Below are 18,495 nucleotides of genomic sequence, written 5' to 3'. Positions count from 1 at the left end.
GGCCGCGCGCACAGGTGGGGCGCAGCCCATCTCCTCGAAGAGGCGGGCGTGCAAGGCGTCAAATGCCTGCCGGCGCGACTCGGGGTCCGGGTACCTGGTGTAGATGCGGTCCGCGGCACGGCGGTAGCGCTCCCCCGCTGTACGGTCGCCGCCGTGTCGCAGCACCGCCTCCACGGCGGCCTCCAGCAGGTCGGCATCGTAGCGGATGCGCAGGCCGGGCGGCGCTACGGCAGGTCGTCCAGGGGGCATCTTTCCCCCGTGCACATCACAGGCTGGACCTGCGGATCCTGCGTGGGGAGGGTCATCCCTGCTCCCGGAAGGGAGACCCCGGTGGCATCAGCGGTGGCCATGCCGAATGCCGCCGCCTCCCGGGCGATCCACGCCTCCGCCAGATCGGCCAGGTGCCGGTAGAAGCCCTCCGCACGCCGCCTGACCAGCCGGGCCAGGAGAGGCACCCACCGGGCCAGGTGATCGCGGAGGAAGGCCCGCTGCGCCTCCTGCAGCAGGGTCACCTCCGCCGGCCCGTGGTGGACCAGGGCGTAGGCCTCCCGATAGGCCAGGGCGCCCATGAACTCCAGCTCCAGGCTGGCGTGGTCTAACCGCTCCCCGGCCTCTTCGGCGACCTCGAGGCCGAAGGCGCGGTAGAACCCGGCAATGTCGGCAAGCTGCTGCGCCTGCTGGAAGATCTCCGCGGCCACATACGGGGTCTCGTAGAGTGGGCAGTCGGCGCAGGCCTGGTGGCCGAAGACTTGGTGGTAGTGCGCGCGCAAAGCCGGCCCGTCGGTGTTCCCAAGGCTGGCCAGCAGATCCCCCGCTACCACACCGCCCCTGGTGGCATCGCCCTCCGCGGCGCGCAGGCCATCCAGTGCCCGCAGCAGGGCCGTTCCTTCCGACCGCAACACACTCAGTTCCTCTGCCGGGGGCAAGAAGGCCAGCGAGAGGAACCGGTAGACGGCGCTGCGGGCCAGGGCGACGGCGGGCCCGGCGGCATCCTGAACCGTAAAGGGCCTCCCTGCGTCCATCAACGCGTCCTTCAGATGGAGTTGAGGTGCTGCCGCGGCCGTGTGTACACAGGCTCCTGCACCGACAGGCGCACGATCTCCTGGCCGGCCCGGTCCAGCCCGATCACCGTGTCGTTAAACATCTCCCACTTCCGGCCGTTGATCCGGGTCTCCAGGACCTTCGGCCCCTCCTCGATGCGGTAGCTGAAGATGATGCGCTGCGCGCTGCGGAAGAGCTGCAGCACCGCCAGTAGCTCCCGCGGCGGAGCCATGTACGTCTCCACCGCCTCGTCGACGCCCGGCCCGAACATCTGCCGCAGGTAGGCGCGCGGCACCCAGCGCGGAGGGATGTAGTAAACGTTGGGCTGGGTCCCAAACTGGGGGTAGAGGGGAAGGGCCACCCGGGCCACGCGCACCAGGTAGTAAAGGGGGTTCCGCCGGTCCTCCGCCCAGGATCCATCAGGGTTGAGGCGTACCAGCCCCTGCAGGCGGATCTTCCCCACGCAGGCGGCCATGCAGCGCGGCTCCACCGGCGCGCCGGGAAAGAGGGGCTCCCGCCCCTCCACCCGGGGGTAGCAGCCGATGCACTTCTCGCTGACCCGGGTGTACGCGTTAAACATGGGCTTCTTGTAGGGGCAGGCCTCCACGCACTTCTTGTAGCCGCGGCAGCGCTTCTGGTCGATGAGGACGATCCCGTCCTCCGGCCGCTTGTAGATGGCGTTGCGCGGGCAGGCGGCCAGGCAGGCGGGGTAGGAGCAGTGGTTGCAGATGCGCTGCAGGTGGAAGAACCAGGTGCGGTGCTCGGGAAGTTGCTCCCCGGTGGAGTGGAAGGTGCCGGGTCCGGTGGGGTAGGACGTGGAGGTGTCCTCGTAGATGTTAGGCGCGCGCCACTCCTCGTCTGTGGGGAGGTACCCGAGCGCCTCGGCGCCGGCCGGCGCAGCTTCGAAGACCGTCTTCCCCTGGTACGTCCCGTAGGGGGCGCGGGCGGGGTCCCGCTTCCGGGCATCCCAGGTCTGGCCGCCGGGGTTGGCCTGCTCCAGCAGCTGCAGCAGCTTTACATCCCAGAACTGGGGGTAGCCGCCGTAGGGCTTGGACTCCACGTTGTTCCACCACATATACTCCTGGCCACGGCTGAAGGTCCAGGTGCTCTTGCAGGCCATGGTGCAGGTCTGGCAGCCGATACAGCGGTTGATGTTGAAGACAGCGGCGAACTGGAAGCGGGGGTGTCGCTCGGCGAAGCGGTAGGACATGGGTCGGCCGAGGTGCCAGTTGTAGACGTCAGGCATGGTGACTCTCCTCCTGCAGCGCACACGTCTGGCCCCATCCGGCCAGGGCCTCGGCGATCAGCCGCCTGACGTACTCCTCCCCGCGTGCCCGGTAGACCAGGTGCGGCGCCCGATAGAAGGGGTTGCGGAAGAGGGCCAGCAGCCTGCGCTCGTCCCACCCCTGCAGCAGGTACTCCTGGATAAACGTCCGCGCCATCTCCTCCAGGGCGCCTTCCGAGGGCGGCAGGGCCACCCCCACCAGCGCCAGCGGGTCGTCGGGAGCGAAGGGCTTGGCCACTGCCCTCACCGCCGCCTCACCTCCACCAGGGCGCCCGAGAGGTAGCGGCGCATGAACTCGTTCTCCCGCCCAGGAGAGAACCCGGTGCGGGCCGGCTCCCACAGTCCTCTGCCACCCATGCCGCCGTCCTCCGCCTTGGTGATCTTCACCAGCGTCTCCTTGGGTACGGTGTTCACCGCATGGTTGTCCGCCTCGCCCCCGAATACGAAGGCCACCGCCCCCTTGGCCTTGTGGAAGAGGGTGTCGGTCTGGTGCATGGGCATCAGCCAGTCGCGGGTCACCGACTGCTGGCTGCCGTAGCGCAGGTTGGCCTGGTAGCCGGTGTCCGCGGAGCGGGCCAGCCCGTCGGCCCGGCTCTCGTGGGCGCGCACCGACTTCTCCGTGGCCATGAAGGGGCCGTGCTTCATCATCAGGACGTTGTAGGGATAGGCCGGGTTGTAACGCGCCCGCACCATGCAGCGGGCGACGCGGTAGAAGGGGTCGTCCGGCTTCCAGCCGATGTAGGGCCGGTCGGCGGCATAGGCGTCCACATAGACGTAGTCCCCGTCATTGATCCCCAGGTCCCGCGCCGCCTGGGGGTTGATGTGCAGCTGGTGCTCGCCCACCCCGGGAGTGCGCCGGTCCAGCCGGTACGGGTCGCCGAAGTTGGATTCCCAGATCATATTCCAGTCCACGGTGCTCCAGGAGGAGTGCACGCGGTGTCGGGTTTTGGGCGTGAGCAGGTAGAAGCGATAGCCCTGCTCCCAGAGCGGGTTCTTGGTCCGCTTCACCTCCCGCCACGGCATCTTCACGTTGCGCACCGTGCGCTGGTCCCAGTGCAGCGCATCCAGGGGGATGCCGTAGTCGTTGGGCCGCACCAGGGGGTTAGCGCTGACGATGACGTTGGGGAGGTAGGGCGTCGCCTCCGGCCCCTCCCGGTGTACGATGAAGTTCTCCCCGTACTCGATGGCCTCTGGCAGGTCGCAGTAGCTGTTCAGCCGGCCGGTGTCGGTGTAGAAAGGCTCGCTGTCGTGGATTTGCTCGAAGAACGGCACCCGGGGGTAGGTGCGGAATAGCATGAGGGCTGCGCCGGGCTCACCGTATCGGCCGGCGAGGATGTCCCCCACCCGGTAGCCGACGGTGGAGGTGGCGCTGTCCAGGATGCGCTGGATGTAGACCTCGGGGCGGCGCTCCAGCAAGAACTTGAAGTAGTCGCGGAAGCGCCGGTCGCCGGTCAACTCCGTCAGCTTCGCCGCCACCTCGGCAATGATCACACCGTCGTCCTTGGTCTGGTAGAGGGGTTTGATGCCCCCCTTCCAGATCTGCAGGAAGGGGTTGGAACAGGACGCGGTCAGCTCGTAGGTCTGGAACTCCACCCAGGAGTTGGCCGGCAGGATTATGTCTGCGTACTCGGCGCTGGCGGTCATCTCGATGTCCTGGTTGATGATCAGCTCCACCCGGGGGTTGACGTTCTTGATCACCCCGTAGGCCCACTTGGCGTTGTTCAGGATGTTGACGTTGTTGTACCAGATGACCTTGGTGGGCGTGGGCATGTGGGTTTGGCCGGTGAAGACCTTGCGCCCCGCCTTGGGGGTCTCCACGATCAACGGCACGTCCCCGTGGTCCCAGTAGGCCGGCTCCTCGTCCTTGAGGTACTTCTTCACCTTGATCTGCCGCCCGGGCGTGGTCGGATCCAATGCTGGGTTGAAGGGGTCCTCGAAGAGCCACCCCGTGATCCCCGGACCCGTCCAGGGGGAGCCCTGAAAGATGCCGGCCTTGTAGTTGCCGGCCCAGGTGTGACAGCCTGCGCCGGGGACGCCGATATTCCCGGTGAGCATCAGCGGCAGGTAGAAGGCGCGGTTGGCCAGGGTGGCGTGGAACCAGTGGTTGATCCCCTCGCCGATGTGAATGGCCACCGGCTTGATGGTGGCCATGTCCCGCGCCAGGCGGCGGATCATCTCCCTAGGGGTCTGGGTGATCTCGACCACGGTGTCCAGGTCGTAATCGCGCAGGTGGTCGCGGTAGGCCTGCCACAGGGTGAGGCACTCCACCTCCCGGCCGTCTACCAGCTTCACCCGGCCGCGCCAGGCCAGGTCGGGGTCCAGGCCCGCCCGGGCCATGCGCTCGCCCACCTGGTCGCGGGTGAGCGGCTGCAGCCGCCTGGTCCTGCGGTCGAAGATGACGAAGTCGCCCAGCTGCGCGTACTGGTCCGGCCGCAGGTTCTGCCGCGTAAAGCTGGGACCCTGCGGGTCCAGCCCGGGGCGGTAGTCGGGGAAGACCTCGGCGGCGCGCAGCCGCTTCAGGGTGTCTTGCCGGATGAGCAGGGGGAAGTCCGTGAACCGCTTGACGAAGGTTTCGTCATACCAGCGGTTGTCCATCATGAGCCGGGTGATGCCCAGGAAGAGCGCGGCGTCGGTCTGCGGGCGGACAGGCATCCAGTAGTCGGCCTTGACCGCGGGCGGGCTGTACTCGGGGGTGATGACGACGATGCGCGCGCCGCGCTCCATCAGCTCATTGAAGAAGTGGGACTCCGGCATCTTGTTCTCGATGAGGTTCTTGCCCACCTGGATGTGCAGACGGGCGTGGCGCAGCTCGTTGAAATCCACGTCCGAGGCCTGCAGGCCGTGGACGAAGGGCTGCCCCGGAGCCTGGTCGCCGTGCCAGGTGTAGTTGCTCCACTTGCGGGCGCCCAGCGCCTGGTCGGAACCCACCCCGCGCACGTGGGCATCCAGCAGCGCCATCATGTTGGCGGCCCGCCACAGGCCGTACTTGCCTATGACCCCCAGCAGCCCCATCCCACCGCGGAACTTGAAGGTGCGCACCCCCGCCCCGTGCATCGCCTCCACCATCTCCGGCGGGTAGCCCTGGGCCTGGAGCCGCCGTGCGCCCTCCGGGCCGCTGTAGCGCCGGGCGATGGCGATGAAGGCCCTCCCGATGTAGTCGTAGGCCTGCTCCCAGGAGACCCGCTCGAACGCATCGGTCCCCCGGCTGTCGAAACGGTACTTCCCCCGCAGGGCAGGGGTGAGCTCCGGGAAGCCGTCGTCCGCCCATGCCTTCCACCCGCGGCGCACCAGGGGGTGCTTCAGCCGGTAGGGCCCGTAGACGCGGCGGTGGAAGGTGTAGCCCTTCAGGCAGCCGCGGGGGTTCCAGTGGGGAGTGGCCCTGTTTCCGTAGAGGTCGGTGTAGCGCTGCACATCGTAGTTCTGCTCGATGCGCATGATCACGCCGTTGCGCACAAAGGCGCGCAGGCGGCAGTGGTGGGTGTCGTTGGGAGAGCAGACGAAGGTGAAACTGCCGTCGTAGCGGTACTGGTCGCGGTAGACCTTTTCCCACTCGCGGTCCGGGTAGAAGCCCAGTGGGTTGTCGATGGCTGCCAGCGGCTGCAGCAGCCGCAGGGGGAGGGCCTGGGCCAGCGCCAGGCCGCCCACCGCGGCGCCCGCGGATCCCAGGAACTCCCGCCGGGTCAGGCCGCCGCAGACGCCACCGTTTCCCGGCGCTTCGCCTTCCGCTGCCGGGGAATCCCTTCTCTTCTCATCCATGGACGCCCCTCCAGCCATCCGGTCTCACGTCCTCTCGCCGCCCCGGCGCGGCGCGGGAGCGCCTGCCGGCCCGTTTCGCCTTCAGCAGGAAGGAGCAGCACGGGTCACCTCGCAGCATCCACCTGCGCTGCTCCACCGTCGCCCCGGTGAGCCTGTGCAGCAACTCGCGGGTGATCCCGCAGATCTGAGGGAGCTCCCCAGCCAAAGCCAGCAGGGGACAATCGCGGAGGACGACCTCGTAGTCCCTCCCCACAGGCCTGACCTCCGCCGTGCGGGCATCTTCAAGTAGGGCTCCCAGGGCCGCGGTGATGCGATCCTCCAGGGACAATAGCGTCGCGATGTGGGCATGCCGTCGGGCGATCTCGACCGCGGCGGCCTCAGCGATCCGCCGCACCTGATGCGTACCCTGCCCGCCGACAACGCGCAGGACGGCACCTAGGATGGCGGCATAGCTCTCCAGGGCACGCCGCGGGGCAGCCGGGGAGGGCTCGTAGACGATGGGCGGACGTCCCGGCCGACCCCGCAGCAGGCGTTCCCGGACGGCTCCGTCGCGCTGCAGGATGGTCAGGTGCTGGCGGAGGGTAGACCGGGAGAGGCCCGTGGCCTGCTGCAGGTCGCGCAGCGTCACCCCGCCGCGCTCCCTGATGATGCGGAGCAACTGTGAGCGCGTGGGCTGCAGGTCGATCAAACCGTGGACCCCCTCGGTCCGCCGCATCGATAGTGGTTGTGGCCGTTAAAACGGCCGAATCTCAGGGCCAGCGTAGGAATAGTGCCGGCGGGAGGCAATCGGGCGGCGAGTGTATTTCCGGGCTGACGGCAACACCTTCTCAGAAAGGATCAGCGAACACCTGTTGGCGATTGACGGCCGGATCGCAGGATGGTTATGTAAAGCAGCCAGCGGTTGCGGTCGCCTGGATTGAGAGGGCGAGGCCCTTCGGGGTCGGATCCGATCTCTCCCGGCGGTGCGCGCCGCTGGCGCTGGTTTCTTCCGACCTGACTCGCCCCTGGCCGACCCGAACGTTCGTCGCGGCGCTCAGTGCGCCAGGCCGCGGCAGGCGGAGCAGTACCGGGTGATGATGTGCGCCCCCCGGGCGTTCTCGCCTCCCAGAAGCGCAGCCATCCGCTCCAGCATCGGCTGGGGCGCGATCGGCCCGCCGCAGGCCTCACACCGGCCGTAGTGGCTTCGGGCCAGGGCCACCCTGCCACGGGAGAGGATCCGCAGGTCGGCTCTGGGGTGGAGGATCAGGGTACCTGGCTCGGGACAGGCCGGCAGGCACCGCCCGCAGGCGGTACACAGGGTCGGGTCAAAGGTCAGGGCGGCCTCGCCATCGCCTTCCAGCCGTAGAGCCCCCGGGCCGCACGCCGCCGCGCACGCGCCGCACAGCGTGCAGCCGGCACCCACCTGAACGAGACCGAAGGGCGACGCCGGGTGGTGCAATACGAGGGAGGACGCGCCGAGGCGCTCACCCAGGGCTGTCAGCACGCGGCCGCGGGAAGGGTAGGCGAAGGGGCTAGCCATGGCGGGAACCACCGGGGGAGCCTGGACCGACACGGGGATGAACTCCTTGGGCGCGGTCCGCAGGGTCTCCAGCAGGGCGGAGGGCCTAGCCGGGAGAAGCGCGACCCGTCCCGGATGTTCTCCTGCCTGCTTGAGGACCTCCCGGCAGAAGTCCACCCGCCTCTCGATCTGGGCCAAAGAGGTGGCTCCACATGCCTGGGGGCAGGAGACAACTCCCACCCCCGCCGCCCCCAGGTTCAGAAGGGCCAGCAGCCATGTGGGCGGCACCATCCCCAGCGAGGGGACCTCCAGGGGAAACCAGTTCACCGGATAGGATGCCCCTGAAGCGGCCAATGACTTCAGTGCGGCGGCCCCGTGCCTGCAAACAACCAGGACGGCCCGGGGGGCCAGCTCTTCAGGAGGAGCGCAAAGGAGCGCGCCCAGGTACGCTTCCACCTGTCCGGCCGTCCAGCCGGGCAGGTCCATGGCCCCGTGGGGGCAGGCGGTTACGCAGGTCCCGCAGGAGGTGCAGCGCGACTTATTCAGTCGGATCTCACCGTCCTCCAGGCGGAATGCCTGGTGCGGGCAGGTGCCCAGGCACTCCCGACAGCCCTCTTCGGCGTGGCAGCGCTCCACCGCGACGGCCGGAACCGCCTGGTACTCCAGAAGTGAAAGGCTGAGGAGGCCACGCCGGCTCACCGCCCCCGGCAGGAGCGGTTTCAGGTTCTGGGGACGGCTTTCGGTGAATGCCCGCGCCCGGGCTATCCCCGCAGCCAGGAGGACCCGGGCCTTCTGCGTCGCCTCCTGGCGGGAGTGCACCCAGGCAGCGTAGGCCCCCAGGTCCACCACCTCAACCCCCAGAGGGTCGAGGCCGGCCTTCCGTACCTGGGCCTGAAGCTCCGCTGCCGCATAGCCGTGCCGGCAGAGGCCCAGGACCAGCCTGACTGCTCCGGTGGCGCGGACGGCGGCGCTGATCCTCCGGGGCTGGCGGCAGACTTCATCGAGGGTGCGCACGTGCACGGCCGGCAGGGTCTCCTCCAGGGTCCCCCGCACCACGCGCACGTCAAGCCCGCTTCCGACACCGTCAAGGTGCGCGCACAGCAGGACCGCCGCCGGCGGGTGCCCGTTGCCTTCCCCGGCGGGCCGGTTCATCCCGTCCCTACCCCGCTGCCATCGGATTCCTCAGTCCATCTGACCAGAAGGTCCACGAGATCCTGGTCGTGGTGGATGAAGGCAGCAGCCGCCCCGGCCACCTCGCCGTACCATCCCCGGGAGTCCGCCCGCCGCACCTCCCGGGCAAACCGCGCAATCCACCGCCCCAGGTGCTGCCGGAGGAACTGCCGCTGGCGCAGCAGGAGACGCCTCCCTTCCGCTCCATGCCGGTTCCTCCAGGCCGCGCGCTCCCTGTCGCACAGGAACGCCACAAACTCCATCTCCACCGCGGCATGGTCCGGCAGCTCCCCGGCCGCAGGGTGCAACGTGACCCCCTCGTCGGCGTACTCCCGCTCCAGGGCCGCATTCAGAACCGTGGCCTCCGCAGGCTCGAGGGCGAGCTGATGGGACTCGTTCGGAGCGCAACCATCGCGGCCGGCGACGAACAACCGGCTGAAATCCGCCTGCAGCGCGTCGGCCTGCCCTCCGGCCTGCCGCACCATCCGCAGGAGTGACCGCCAACGGGGGTAGATGGCCAGGCCGGCGAAGGCCTGGCCGGCCCGCTCCTGGCGGAGGGCAGCCTTGGTCATCCTTTCCAGGCGCTCGGGCGTGGGGAAGAGAAAGCCACACCCCAACAGTTGGTAGCACTCGCCGCGCCAGCGGGCCAGCGCGGGTAGGGAAATCAGAGGATTCCCCCGGCTCCTCCCGCCGTCAGCGCGGCCGGGGGCGGACTGGTGGCGAGGCGTTGCGGTTGCCGGGGAGGAGTTCATACACCACCGCCGAGAGGAACATCAGCATGATTCCCAGGATGAAGAAGGCCGGTAGGTAAGGAATCTCCGCAGGCAGTCCCGCCGGCGTGGCGGCGAGCTGAGGAACCCCCGGGATGGGCAGGCGCAGTCCCAGCGCAAAGCTGGTGACCGCGAACGCTACCCCCGCGAGCACCGTCAACCGTGTGAGTAATGCCCGCATGGCTTACCCCTCCACTCCCTCCTCCGGGAGCTCGATGATGGGGAAGATCTTCGAAACCACCATGTACATCAAGGTGCCCAGGCCAAACAACCCAGCAACGATACCATACTCCACCCAGGTTGGGCTGTACCTCCCCGGCGGGTACGGCAGCAGGGTGCCGTGCGTCTGCGAGGGGACCACGATGAGCAGCCGTTTGCCCACCGCGGCCACGTTGGCCAGCACGCCGCTTAGAACGATGCGCCAGAGTTCATAGCGCTGCCGCATGAACTGCCGGAACTGTACGACGAAGGCGACCACCAGGGCGACCACTGAGGTCCAGTAGATATGGGCATACCGGCCGAAGAAGATGGCCCGGGAGGTGCGGGCCTCGTGGCTGGGCGCGGCGTAGGTGGCGGTCAACCAGTCGACGACCATGAAGTAGAGGTAGGCGGCGATGAGCACCATGAGCATGTTGCCCAGCCAGCGGAAGACCTCAGGGGTGAGACGGTCCTGCGCATCCAGCACCCGCCGCACCACGGCGGCGATGACGATGAGCAGCCCCACTCCCGATACCCCCGCCAGGATGACGAAGGCCGGCGCCTGCAGGGCGCTGAACCACCCTGGCCGCCCCACCTGCAGCCCGAAGACAAACCCCAGCGTGGAGTGGGCGATCACCAGCAGGGGGAGGATGGCCAGGGAGAGCCAGAAGCTGGCCCGGGCGTGTCGCTCCCGCTCCTCTGCCGTCCCCCGGTACCCCGACGCCCAGAGGCGGTAGAACCACTGCAGCCGTCCTGGCCGCTGCGCGCAGATGGCGGCGTCCCGCCGCCCGTCCAGGAAGAAGTACACCAGGCTGGCAAAGAGGTAGCCGGCGATGACCATGGTGAAGGTGCCGAAGAACGGCGACTGTGGGCGGGCGTACTTGAACAGGTAGACGATGCCGCGCAGGGGCTGGCCCAGGTCGGGAAGGACGCTGAAGGCGGCCAGGATCAGCGAAACGATGGTGAGCAGCTCGGCCATGCGGGAGACCGCCCGCAGGTGTTGCAGGTTGAGGATGCGTACCAGCGCGGCGGTGGTGATCCCGGCAAAGCTGACCCCCACGAAATAGACGTCGAAGGCTATGTACAGGCCCCAGGCGGAGCCGCCCATGGTGCCGATGTCGCGCAGACCGGTCACCACCAACCCCTCGGTGAGCTGGGTGTAGAGGGCGTACAACCCGGCAGCGACCACCGCCAGCAGCAGCAGGACCACCAGTGCCGCCGCCGGGGAGAAGCGGCCCACCCCGTATGGAATCGGCTGCGCCCGTGTCACCATGGCTACACCCTCGCCCGCACGGCCTCGATCTGCCGGCTCTCCTCGCCGGGCGGCTTGCCGCCCAGGTAGTACACCCGCGGCTGTGTCCCCGCTTCCTCCAGGAGGCGGAAGTGCGGCCGGCGGCGCAGCAACTGGGAGACCCTGCTGCCGGGGTCGTCCAGGTCCCCGAAGTGCAGGGCAAAGAGCGGGCAGTTGGCCACGCAGGCCGGCTGCTGGCCCCGCTCCACCCGGTGCACGCAGAAGGTGCACTTCTCGATGACGCCCTTGAGGTGCCCGCCGCCGGCGATACGCCGCCGCTCCGGCCCGTAGGGCTTCTCCAGGTCGGGGTTCTTGTAGGGAGGGACCGCGCCGTTGGTCACCGGGTTCAGCGCGGCCGCCTCCCGGTCCGTCCAGTCAATGTAGTGATTACGTTCCGGCTTCTTCCAGTTGAAGTAGTTCACCCCGTAGGGGCAGGCCACCTCACAGTAGCGGCAGCCGATGCAGCGGTCGAAGTCGGTGGCCACCAGCCCGTCCAGCCGCTTGTAGCGCGCCCCCACAGGGCAGACCTTGACGCAGGGGGCGTTGTCGCAGTGCATGCACGGTCGGGGCATGAACCAGACGCGAGTGTTGGGGTACTCCCCCTCTTCAAAGCGGAAGACGTACATCCAGAAATTGGCCTGCGGGGTATTGTTCTCCACCTTGCAGGCTTCCATGCAGGCGCGGCACCCGGTGCAGCGCTCCAGGTCGATGACCATGGCGTAGCGCGCCACTACCCTTCCTCCCCTTTGTACACCCGGACCTTCACATGGAACGACTGGTCCGCGGTGTTGGCCACGTAGCCCTCGCCGGTGAAGAAGAGGGCATTGGCCGTGGGGCCCTGACCCTTGGCCCAGGGATGGCTCCACAGCCCGTAGTGGTGCGGCAGGCCCACCGTGTCCGGGCGGATAGCCTCGGTGTAGTGCACCGGCACCCTCACCCGGCGCGTCTCCCCGGTGAGGGCGTTGTGCGACTCCACCCAGACCTCCTCGCCGTTGCGGATCCCCCGCTGCCGGGCCGTCCGCGGGTTGATGTCCAGGCGCTGCCTGGGGGCCAGCTCCGCCAGCAGGGGGATGAAGCTGCTGCGCGACTGCTTGAACTCGATCATCTTGTAGCTGATCAGGTAGAGGTCGTAGCGGGCGGGAGATTCCTCCATGGTGGGGCGGCGCCAGGTGGGCAGCGGGGTGTAGTCCTGCCAGTAGAGGGGCGCGACACCGCGCTGGCGCATCTCCTGGCGGTAGCGCAGCAGGGCCTCCCCGTAGAGGCGGTGGCGCACCCCGCCGAAAGGCGGGCTGGTGGCGTAGCCGTACGCCTTAGCGGGAGGGATGGGGCCTTTCACCTTCACCCCGTGCTTCTCGAAGTAGGCCACGCCGTCGCTGATTCCCTCCGAGCGGGCCCACCGGTCGAAGATGCTGCGTGTGGTGGGCTTGCGGTCCAGAGGCAGGAGGTAGGGTGGTTTGAGCTTGAGGGCCTGGTTGAGGTGGTCCAGATAGCCGCCCTTCCCATAGAGGATGCCGGCCTTTTCACAGAGGTCCAGGTAGATGTCGATGTCTCCCCGTGTCTGGAAGAGGGGCTTCATGGGAGGGATGCGCAGGGCGACTCCGTCTGTGTACTGGTCGCTGGCCTTGCTGGGACCTTCGTACTTCTCGATGGTGGCCGCCGGAAGCACCACGTCGGCGAAGTAGTCGGCCGTCTCCGAGAGCAAGGGGTCGATGACCGCCACGAACTTGAACTTCTTGTAGGATTCCATGAGGTCGGGCTGCGAGGCAAAGGCCACCAGTGGATTGCTCATGTGCACGATGAGCACTTCCGGTCGATCCTTCACCCCGTACTTCTCCGGGTTGAGCATCACCCTGGCCACCATCGACGAGTTGTTGCTGTTGATGGGGAAGTACTTGCTGTCCTTCAGGTAGATGTTGTAGGGAGGGTCTTTGATCTCGATGTGCTCCAGCTTCTCGAAGTTCTCGTGGACGCTCCACCCGCCCACATCCACCCGCTGCCCGCCTACAGCGCCCACCGCCCCCAGCAGCATCATCACCAGCAGCATGGCCCGCACGGCCTGGAAGCCCAGCTCCTGCTGGGAGACGTGGTAGGCCATGATGGCCACGGGACGGTAGGGGAGGGTGACGCCGTCGACGACGGTGCTGCTGCCGATGCGCGCCTCTTCTCCCAGCTCACGGGCCACGCGGCTGATCGTCTCGGCGGGAATGCCGCAGACCTCGGCCGCCCACTCCGGGGTGTACGCGGCCAGGTGCTCCCGGAACACCTGAAAGGCCGTCCGCACCTTCCGCCTCCCCACGGTGAACTCCCCCTCCAGGGCCGGGGTGACCCCGGGCGCGTCGGCGGGACGGGGGGCGTGCCGCGCGCCGTCCCAGACCTGCTCCTTGCCGTCGACCCGCAGGAAGAAACCGTCCTCCTGCACCAGGAACGGGGCGTTGGTGTGCCGGGTCAGGTAGTCGCGGTCGATGGTCCCCTGGCGGACCAGCTCGTGGCAGAGGGCCAGGGCCAGGGCCAGGTCCGTCCCCGGCCGGATGGGCAGCCACTCGTCGGCAAAGGGGCCGGCGCCGCGCAGCCGCGGGTCGATCGCCACCACCTTCAGTCCCCGCTCCCGCGCCGCCACCAGTTGCTGGGGCCAGGTGATCCAGCAGAGCTGGTTCCCGCCTGCGTTGGTGGCGTTCCAGCCCCAGGCCAGCAGATAGCGGGTGTGCCGGAAGTCGGGGTGCAGCACGCCGGACATCCCCACGGTGTACTCGCAGGCGCGATACCCGGCGTCGGAGCAGAAGGCGCCATGGTGCAGCTTGGTGGCGCCCGAGGCCTTGACGAAGGCCTCGTCGTAGAACGCCTTGCCCTTGCTCCGTCCCTTCTGCCAGACGAGGAGCTTCGGGTCCTTGGCCCGCACCTCCCGGATGCGGCGGGCCACCAGGTCCAGAGCCTCGTCCCAGGTGGCCTGCCGCCAGCGCCCGGAGACCCCTTTTTCGTTGGTGCGGATGAGGGGGGCCTTGACCCGGTGGGGGTCGTAGACGGCGATGATCTGGGCCACGCCTTTGGGGCAGAGGGTGCCGCGGTTGAGCGGGTTCCCGGGATGGCCCTCCAGCTTCGCGATCCGCCCGTTGATGCGGCGGGCCAGTATCCCGCAGTCCTGCTTGCCGATCCAGCAGGTGGTGGGTACCCACTCCTCGGTGACCGCCGGGGCTGAGATCTGCCGGGCGGCCACCAGCGTCTCCATACCGCGGGGGATGACTCGCCCGGCTACGGCCGCCCCACCGGCCGCAGCCGCCCCCTTTACGAAAGTCCGTCGCGAGATCCTCACGCGTTCACCCCGTCTGCACGCAACTTGCTCCTTTGGTAGACTATAGCCCGTTGGGATGACGGTATATCGGACGGGGAGCTGATCCGTTTAGGGCGTAGACAGTAAAAAGACCTTATCCATCTAGGGCGCGGATAGTAAGGCGAGGACCTTATCTGGTTGGTGCGGCCATTACCGCGCTGCGGTCCTGCGAACCTAGCTCGATGGCATCTCCGCACCCACCGGCGTGCCTTCCCTCACACCCCTGTGGGAGCCTGGGAGGGCGGGGAGAGCACGGTGTCCTAAATCCAGGGCTGGATCACCAGGACGTCTACCTGGGGCCCACTGTAGTCGGCGCTGGCTCTCTCGCCGCCGAAGAGCAGGACGGTGCGGACTTGCCGAGCTCCCAGACAGCCGCTTCACTCCTGCCCGGCTAGTTGTGACAGTTCATCCCCACCCCGCGCCAGATGGCGAAAGTGCTGCAGGCACCTGGAGGCGGAGGGAGGACGGTTCTCCTCGGAGAAAACCACGCGCGCACAGGCTTCCCGTCCTACCGGACCAGCAGAGGGGAGGCAGATCGAGCACGCCATATGCGGGCCAGCGACCTGGTTGTTCGGACCAGGCTGATCCCCCCGCGGGTGCGGGGTGATCTCATTGCGCGGCCAGCGCTTGCTGACCGTCTGCGTCGCATGCTGGACGTCCCACTGACGGTGATTAAGGCCGACGCCGGCTACGGAAAGAGCACGGCTGTGGCGGTTCATCTGTGCGCTTCGCCCAGGCCGTACTTCTGGTACAGCCTCTCCGAAGCCGACGCGGACCCGCTGCTCTTTCTCCTCCATCTCATCGCGGCGTTCCGCGCCAGGCTCCCCGCGTGCGGGCGGACGGCGCTGTCGCTGCTCGAGCAGGAGGGCGGCGCAGCGAAACTGTGGGCGCCGGCTGTGGACGCTCTGGTCAACGACCTCCTGGATCATCTGGAACAAGACACCGTGTTTGTCTTAGATGACTACCATCTGGTGGACCGGCCGCAGGTGCAGGCCATCGTGGAGCGCCTGATCGAGCACATGCCGCCCAGCCTGCACGTGGTGCTGGTCACCCGCCACAGCCCTCGTCTGTCGCGCCTGGCCCGGTGGAGGGCCCGAGGCGATGTCCTGGAGATTGGTCGGGACGATCTGGCCTTCACGCCCGACGAGGTCGCCGAGCTGATTGATCGCCGCGTCAGCATCAGGCTGTCGGCGGAGCACGCCCAGGCGCTGGTTGCCGAGACCGAGGGATGGGCGATTGCGCTGCTGATGGTTTGCCAGCATCTTCAGCGCACGGGCGCTAGGGGAGTGGACCGGCTGCTGGGGCGGCTCCCCGACTCGCTGCCCGGTCTGTTCGTCTACCTCGCCGAAGACGTCCTGATGGGTCAGCCGACCGAGATTCGGGACTTCCTGGTCGGGACGTCGGTGCTCAGGCGGCTCGATGCGGAGGTCTGTGACGAGGTCCTGGGCCGTCCCGACAGTGCCTCGACGCTTCAATATCTGGACGACCACTCCCTGTTCGTGATCCACCTCGGCAACGGGAGCTACCGCTACCATCACCTGTTCCAGGATTTCCTGATCAGGAGTGTGGGTGAGGAACAGAGAGGCGTGCTCCATCGCCGCGCCGCCGCGTTCTACCGGCGGCGGGGAGAACGTGACGAGGCCATCCACCACCTCCTGCAGGCCGGAGAGCATGGTGCGGCTGCCGAGCTGCTGGCCAGCATCGCCTCAGGTATGATTCAGGCCGGCCGGTACGAAACTCTGGCGTCGTGGCTTGACCGCCTGCCGGAGTCGGTGCTGGCGGGCTACCCGGAACTGGGAATCAGCCGCGGTGACGCCTACCGGCTCACCAGCCGCTACCAGGAGGCTGTCTCTCACTACGAAGCGGCTTACAGGGCGGCGCAGGCGTCGGGGGATCCTGTGGCACAGGCGCGGGCACGGCAGGGGCATGCCCTTGTGTATCTCGACACCGTCCAGCCGGTGCGGGCCGAGCCGCTGCTGCAGGAGGCTCGCCGGCTGGTCAGGCGGGCAGCTCCTGACATGAAGCCGCTTCTGTTGAGCCTCTTGGCTGAGAACCGGATCAACCAGGGCCGGCTCCCACAGGCGGCACGGTTGCTGGGGGCGATAAAGAGATACGGCGAGTGCCCGGTGCCGACCGGTATCGAGATCCGCCATACCGTCCGGACAGGCCGGCTGGAGGCGGCTCGGGAGGTTCTCGAACGCGATCTGCGCGATGATCCATGGGGGGTGGGCCAGCCCCGCATGCCGCGCTCGCACAGAGAGCCCGCCGTACTCCTGGCGTGGGTGTGCGCACTGTGCGGGGACGGCGAGGCTGCGCGTCGCTATGCCGAGTGGGGATTACAGGTGGGGCGCGAGCTCCGGTCCCCGATCGTCGAGTGCGTGGCGCTCTCCCGCCTCGGCCACGCCTGGCTGGCAGGCCCTGATGCCGACATCGGACGCGCGCTGGACTGCTACCGGCGCTCGCTGGAGGTGGCTGAGCGCATCGGCGTCGAGCGGTTCAAGGTCGAGTCGCTGATGGGTCGCACCATCGCCGGATGTCGGCTGGGCGACTTCGCCTTGGCAGAACGGGATGCCCACGCCGCCCTGGCCATCCTCGCCGACGCCGGCGACGCCTACCTGGCAGGGATTGTCCGGCTCGCCCTCGGCGGCGCTGCCGTGACCTGCGGCCACGCGGAGGCCGCGGCCTGGCTGACCGAGGCAGAAACGATCGGCCGTAGCTGTGGCGACTTCTTCGGTCCTGCGGTGGCAGCCCTCTGGCAGGCGGTTCTGGCCTGCCGCCATCCCGACTGGTCACGCTTCGACGATGCCTGCGCGCGGATCCTCGCGGCGTCAGCGGCACAGGGCTACGAGTTCCTCTTCCTGGAGCAGACGCTGCTCGGTCCAAATCCTCTGCGCGAGGGATTGGAAGTGCTACGGCGGGCGCGGGAGCGGGGTGTGGAGAACAACTACGCCGCACGCCTGCTGCAGAAGCTGGTTGAGCGGCACCCGGAGGCAACGGGAACCCCGGAGCGACGTCCCTGGTGGGTCCGGCTCTCTGAAGGACGGGTACCAAGGGCTTCGTCTATCCACGTACAAGCGCTGGGAGAGTTCCGCATCTGGCTGGGCGACCGCGAGATCCCCAGGTCGGCCTGGGGCCGGGAGAAGGCGCTGCGCCTCTTCCAGATCCTGCTGTGCCACAAGGGCCGGCGGGTCCGGCGGGAGCAGGCGGCCGCCGCCCTGTGGCCAGAGGCTACGCCCAGGGAAGCCTCGGCCCGGCTGAGAGTCACACTCGCGGCCGCGAAGCGCGTCCTGCGCCTGGAGCAGCCAGACCGGCCCGGAGACGATCTATCCTCGGCTGTGCTGTCCGACGGGAAGGCTCTATGGCTCAATCCAGAGATCGACCTCCGAGTCGACGCGGACGAGTTCACGCGGCTCGTCGAGCGGGCCCGGGGCATGGAGGCCCGTGACCCGGATGCAGCTCTCGAAGAGTACCGCAGGGCCCTCCGACTCTATCAGGGCGACTTCCTGGCCGACTGCGCCTATGAGGACTGGGCGGCCGACGAACGGGAGCGGCTGCTGTCACTCTACCTGTCGGCAGGGGTCCGGGTGGCGGAATTCCTTACGGACCGGCGGCGCTACGACGAAGCCGTCCACCTGTGCCAGCAGATCCTGGAACGAGATCCATGCTGGGAGGATGCGTACTACCTCCTGATGCGCTGTCACGCGGAGCAGGGGAACCGCGCCCTGGCCATGCGCATCTATCAGCGATGCGCCACCCGCCTCGCCCAGGACCTTGGGGTGATGCCTTCCCCACGCACCGTGGCGCTGCGCGACGCCATCGCCCGACAACGGGACGCGTCTAGCGCCCTGCCAGGCCAGGCAACCCGTTCCCTGTAGCGGCTGCGTAACGACGCTGAAGCGGCGCCGTAGTACGCTAGGTGCGTTATGGCTTCCCGTCGGGCCGGTCGCCGACCTCCTGGGGGCGGACCGAGGCGCGTCACGTCTTTCGTCATCCGTTTCGTCGAAGGGACCTCGCCGGGCGCGTCTGCGTCCTCCTGGTACGGCACCATCCGTCACGTCCAGTCGGGCCGCGAGGTATCGTTCAGCCGGCTCAACGAGGCGCTTGCTTTCATGGTCGAGATCCTGCCCGTCCACGTACTAGGTGAACGGGTTTGATGCGCCT

At 68.2% G+C, this 18,495-nt stretch carries 13 protein-coding genes; 1 reads left to right on the top strand and 12 read right to left on the bottom strand.

Features of this window, described 5'->3' with window-relative positions:
* The 12 genes from QN152_09980 to QN152_09925 all read right to left on the bottom strand — a co-directional run.
* A partial coding sequence (locus QN152_09980) for a hypothetical protein (protein MDR7539839.1) occupies positions 1–249 on the bottom strand: 249 nt, incomplete at its 3' end.
* Complete coding sequence (locus tag QN152_09975) at positions 225–1,022, bottom strand: molecular chaperone TorD family protein (GenBank protein ID MDR7539838.1); 798 nt, start codon at positions 1,020–1,022, stop codon at positions 225–227. The genes QN152_09980 and QN152_09975, both read right to left, overlap by 25 nt.
* An 11-nt stretch (positions 1,023–1,033) precedes the next feature.
* Positions 1,034–2,287 carry a 4Fe-4S dicluster domain-containing protein gene (locus QN152_09970; protein MDR7539837.1) on the bottom strand — a complete coding sequence of 418 codons (1,254 nt, stop codon included), beginning with the start codon at positions 2,285–2,287 and terminating at the stop codon, positions 1,034–1,036.
* On the bottom strand, positions 2,280–2,573 hold the full coding sequence (locus QN152_09965) for a hypothetical protein (protein MDR7539836.1): 294 nt from the start codon (positions 2,571–2,573) through the stop codon (positions 2,280–2,282). Before QN152_09965 ends, QN152_09970 begins: the two co-directional genes overlap by 8 nt.
* Positions 2,570–6,082 carry a molybdopterin-dependent oxidoreductase gene (locus QN152_09960; GenBank protein MDR7539835.1) on the bottom strand — a complete coding sequence of 1,171 codons (3,513 nt, stop codon included), beginning with the start codon at positions 6,080–6,082 and terminating at the stop codon, positions 2,570–2,572. The genes QN152_09965 and QN152_09960 overlap by 4 nt, the downstream gene beginning before the upstream one ends.
* Positions 6,075–6,770: a winged helix-turn-helix transcriptional regulator gene (locus QN152_09955; protein ID MDR7539834.1), complete on the bottom strand. Its 696-nt coding sequence runs from the start codon at positions 6,768–6,770 to the stop codon at positions 6,075–6,077. The genes QN152_09960 and QN152_09955 overlap by 8 nt, the downstream gene beginning before the upstream one ends.
* Positions 6,771–7,115: 345 nt before the next feature.
* On the bottom strand, positions 7,116–8,732 hold the full coding sequence (locus QN152_09950; protein MDR7539833.1) for a 4Fe-4S binding protein: 1,617 nt from the start codon (positions 8,730–8,732) through the stop codon (positions 7,116–7,118).
* A complete protein-coding gene (locus QN152_09945) occupies positions 8,729–9,322 on the bottom strand; it encodes a molecular chaperone TorD family protein (protein ID MDR7539832.1) in 594 nt (197 codons plus the stop codon). Before QN152_09945 ends, QN152_09950 begins: the two co-directional genes overlap by 4 nt.
* Before the next feature lie 121 nt (positions 9,323–9,443).
* Positions 9,444–9,701 (bottom strand): hypothetical protein, encoded by a 258-nt coding sequence (locus tag QN152_09940; GenBank protein ID MDR7539831.1) that lies wholly within the window; start codon positions 9,699–9,701, stop codon positions 9,444–9,446.
* Between the two features lie 3 nt (positions 9,702–9,704).
* Entirely contained in the window at positions 9,705–10,991 is a 1,287-nt protein-coding gene (gene nrfD, locus QN152_09935; GenBank protein MDR7539830.1) for an NrfD/PsrC family molybdoenzyme membrane anchor subunit, read from the bottom strand.
* A gap of 2 nt (positions 10,992–10,993) precedes the next feature.
* Entirely contained in the window at positions 10,994–11,740 is a 747-nt protein-coding gene (locus QN152_09930; GenBank protein MDR7539829.1) for a 4Fe-4S dicluster domain-containing protein, read from the bottom strand.
* The gene (locus tag QN152_09925; GenBank protein ID MDR7539828.1) at positions 11,740–14,316 is read right to left on the bottom strand and encodes a molybdopterin-dependent oxidoreductase; all 2,577 of its coding nucleotides are present in this window, start codon (positions 14,314–14,316) and stop codon (positions 11,740–11,742) included. The genes QN152_09930 and QN152_09925 overlap by 1 nt, the downstream gene beginning before the upstream one ends.
* Positions 14,317–14,882: 566 nt before the next feature.
* Here QN152_09925 and QN152_09920 point away from each other — a divergent pair.
* Positions 14,883–18,209: a BTAD domain-containing putative transcriptional regulator gene (locus tag QN152_09920; GenBank protein ID MDR7539827.1), complete on the top strand. Its 3,327-nt coding sequence runs from the start codon at positions 14,883–14,885 to the stop codon at positions 18,207–18,209.
* Positions 18,210–18,495 lie beyond the last annotated feature (286 nt).

Source organism: Armatimonadota bacterium (assembly GCA_031459715.1).
In the GTDB taxonomy this organism is placed as follows: Bacteria; Sysuimicrobiota; Sysuimicrobiia; order Sysuimicrobiales; family Humicultoraceae; genus Humicultor; species Humicultor tengchongensis.
Note: the sequence above shows the minus strand (reverse complement) of the source record. Positions and strands in the feature narration are given on the sequence as shown.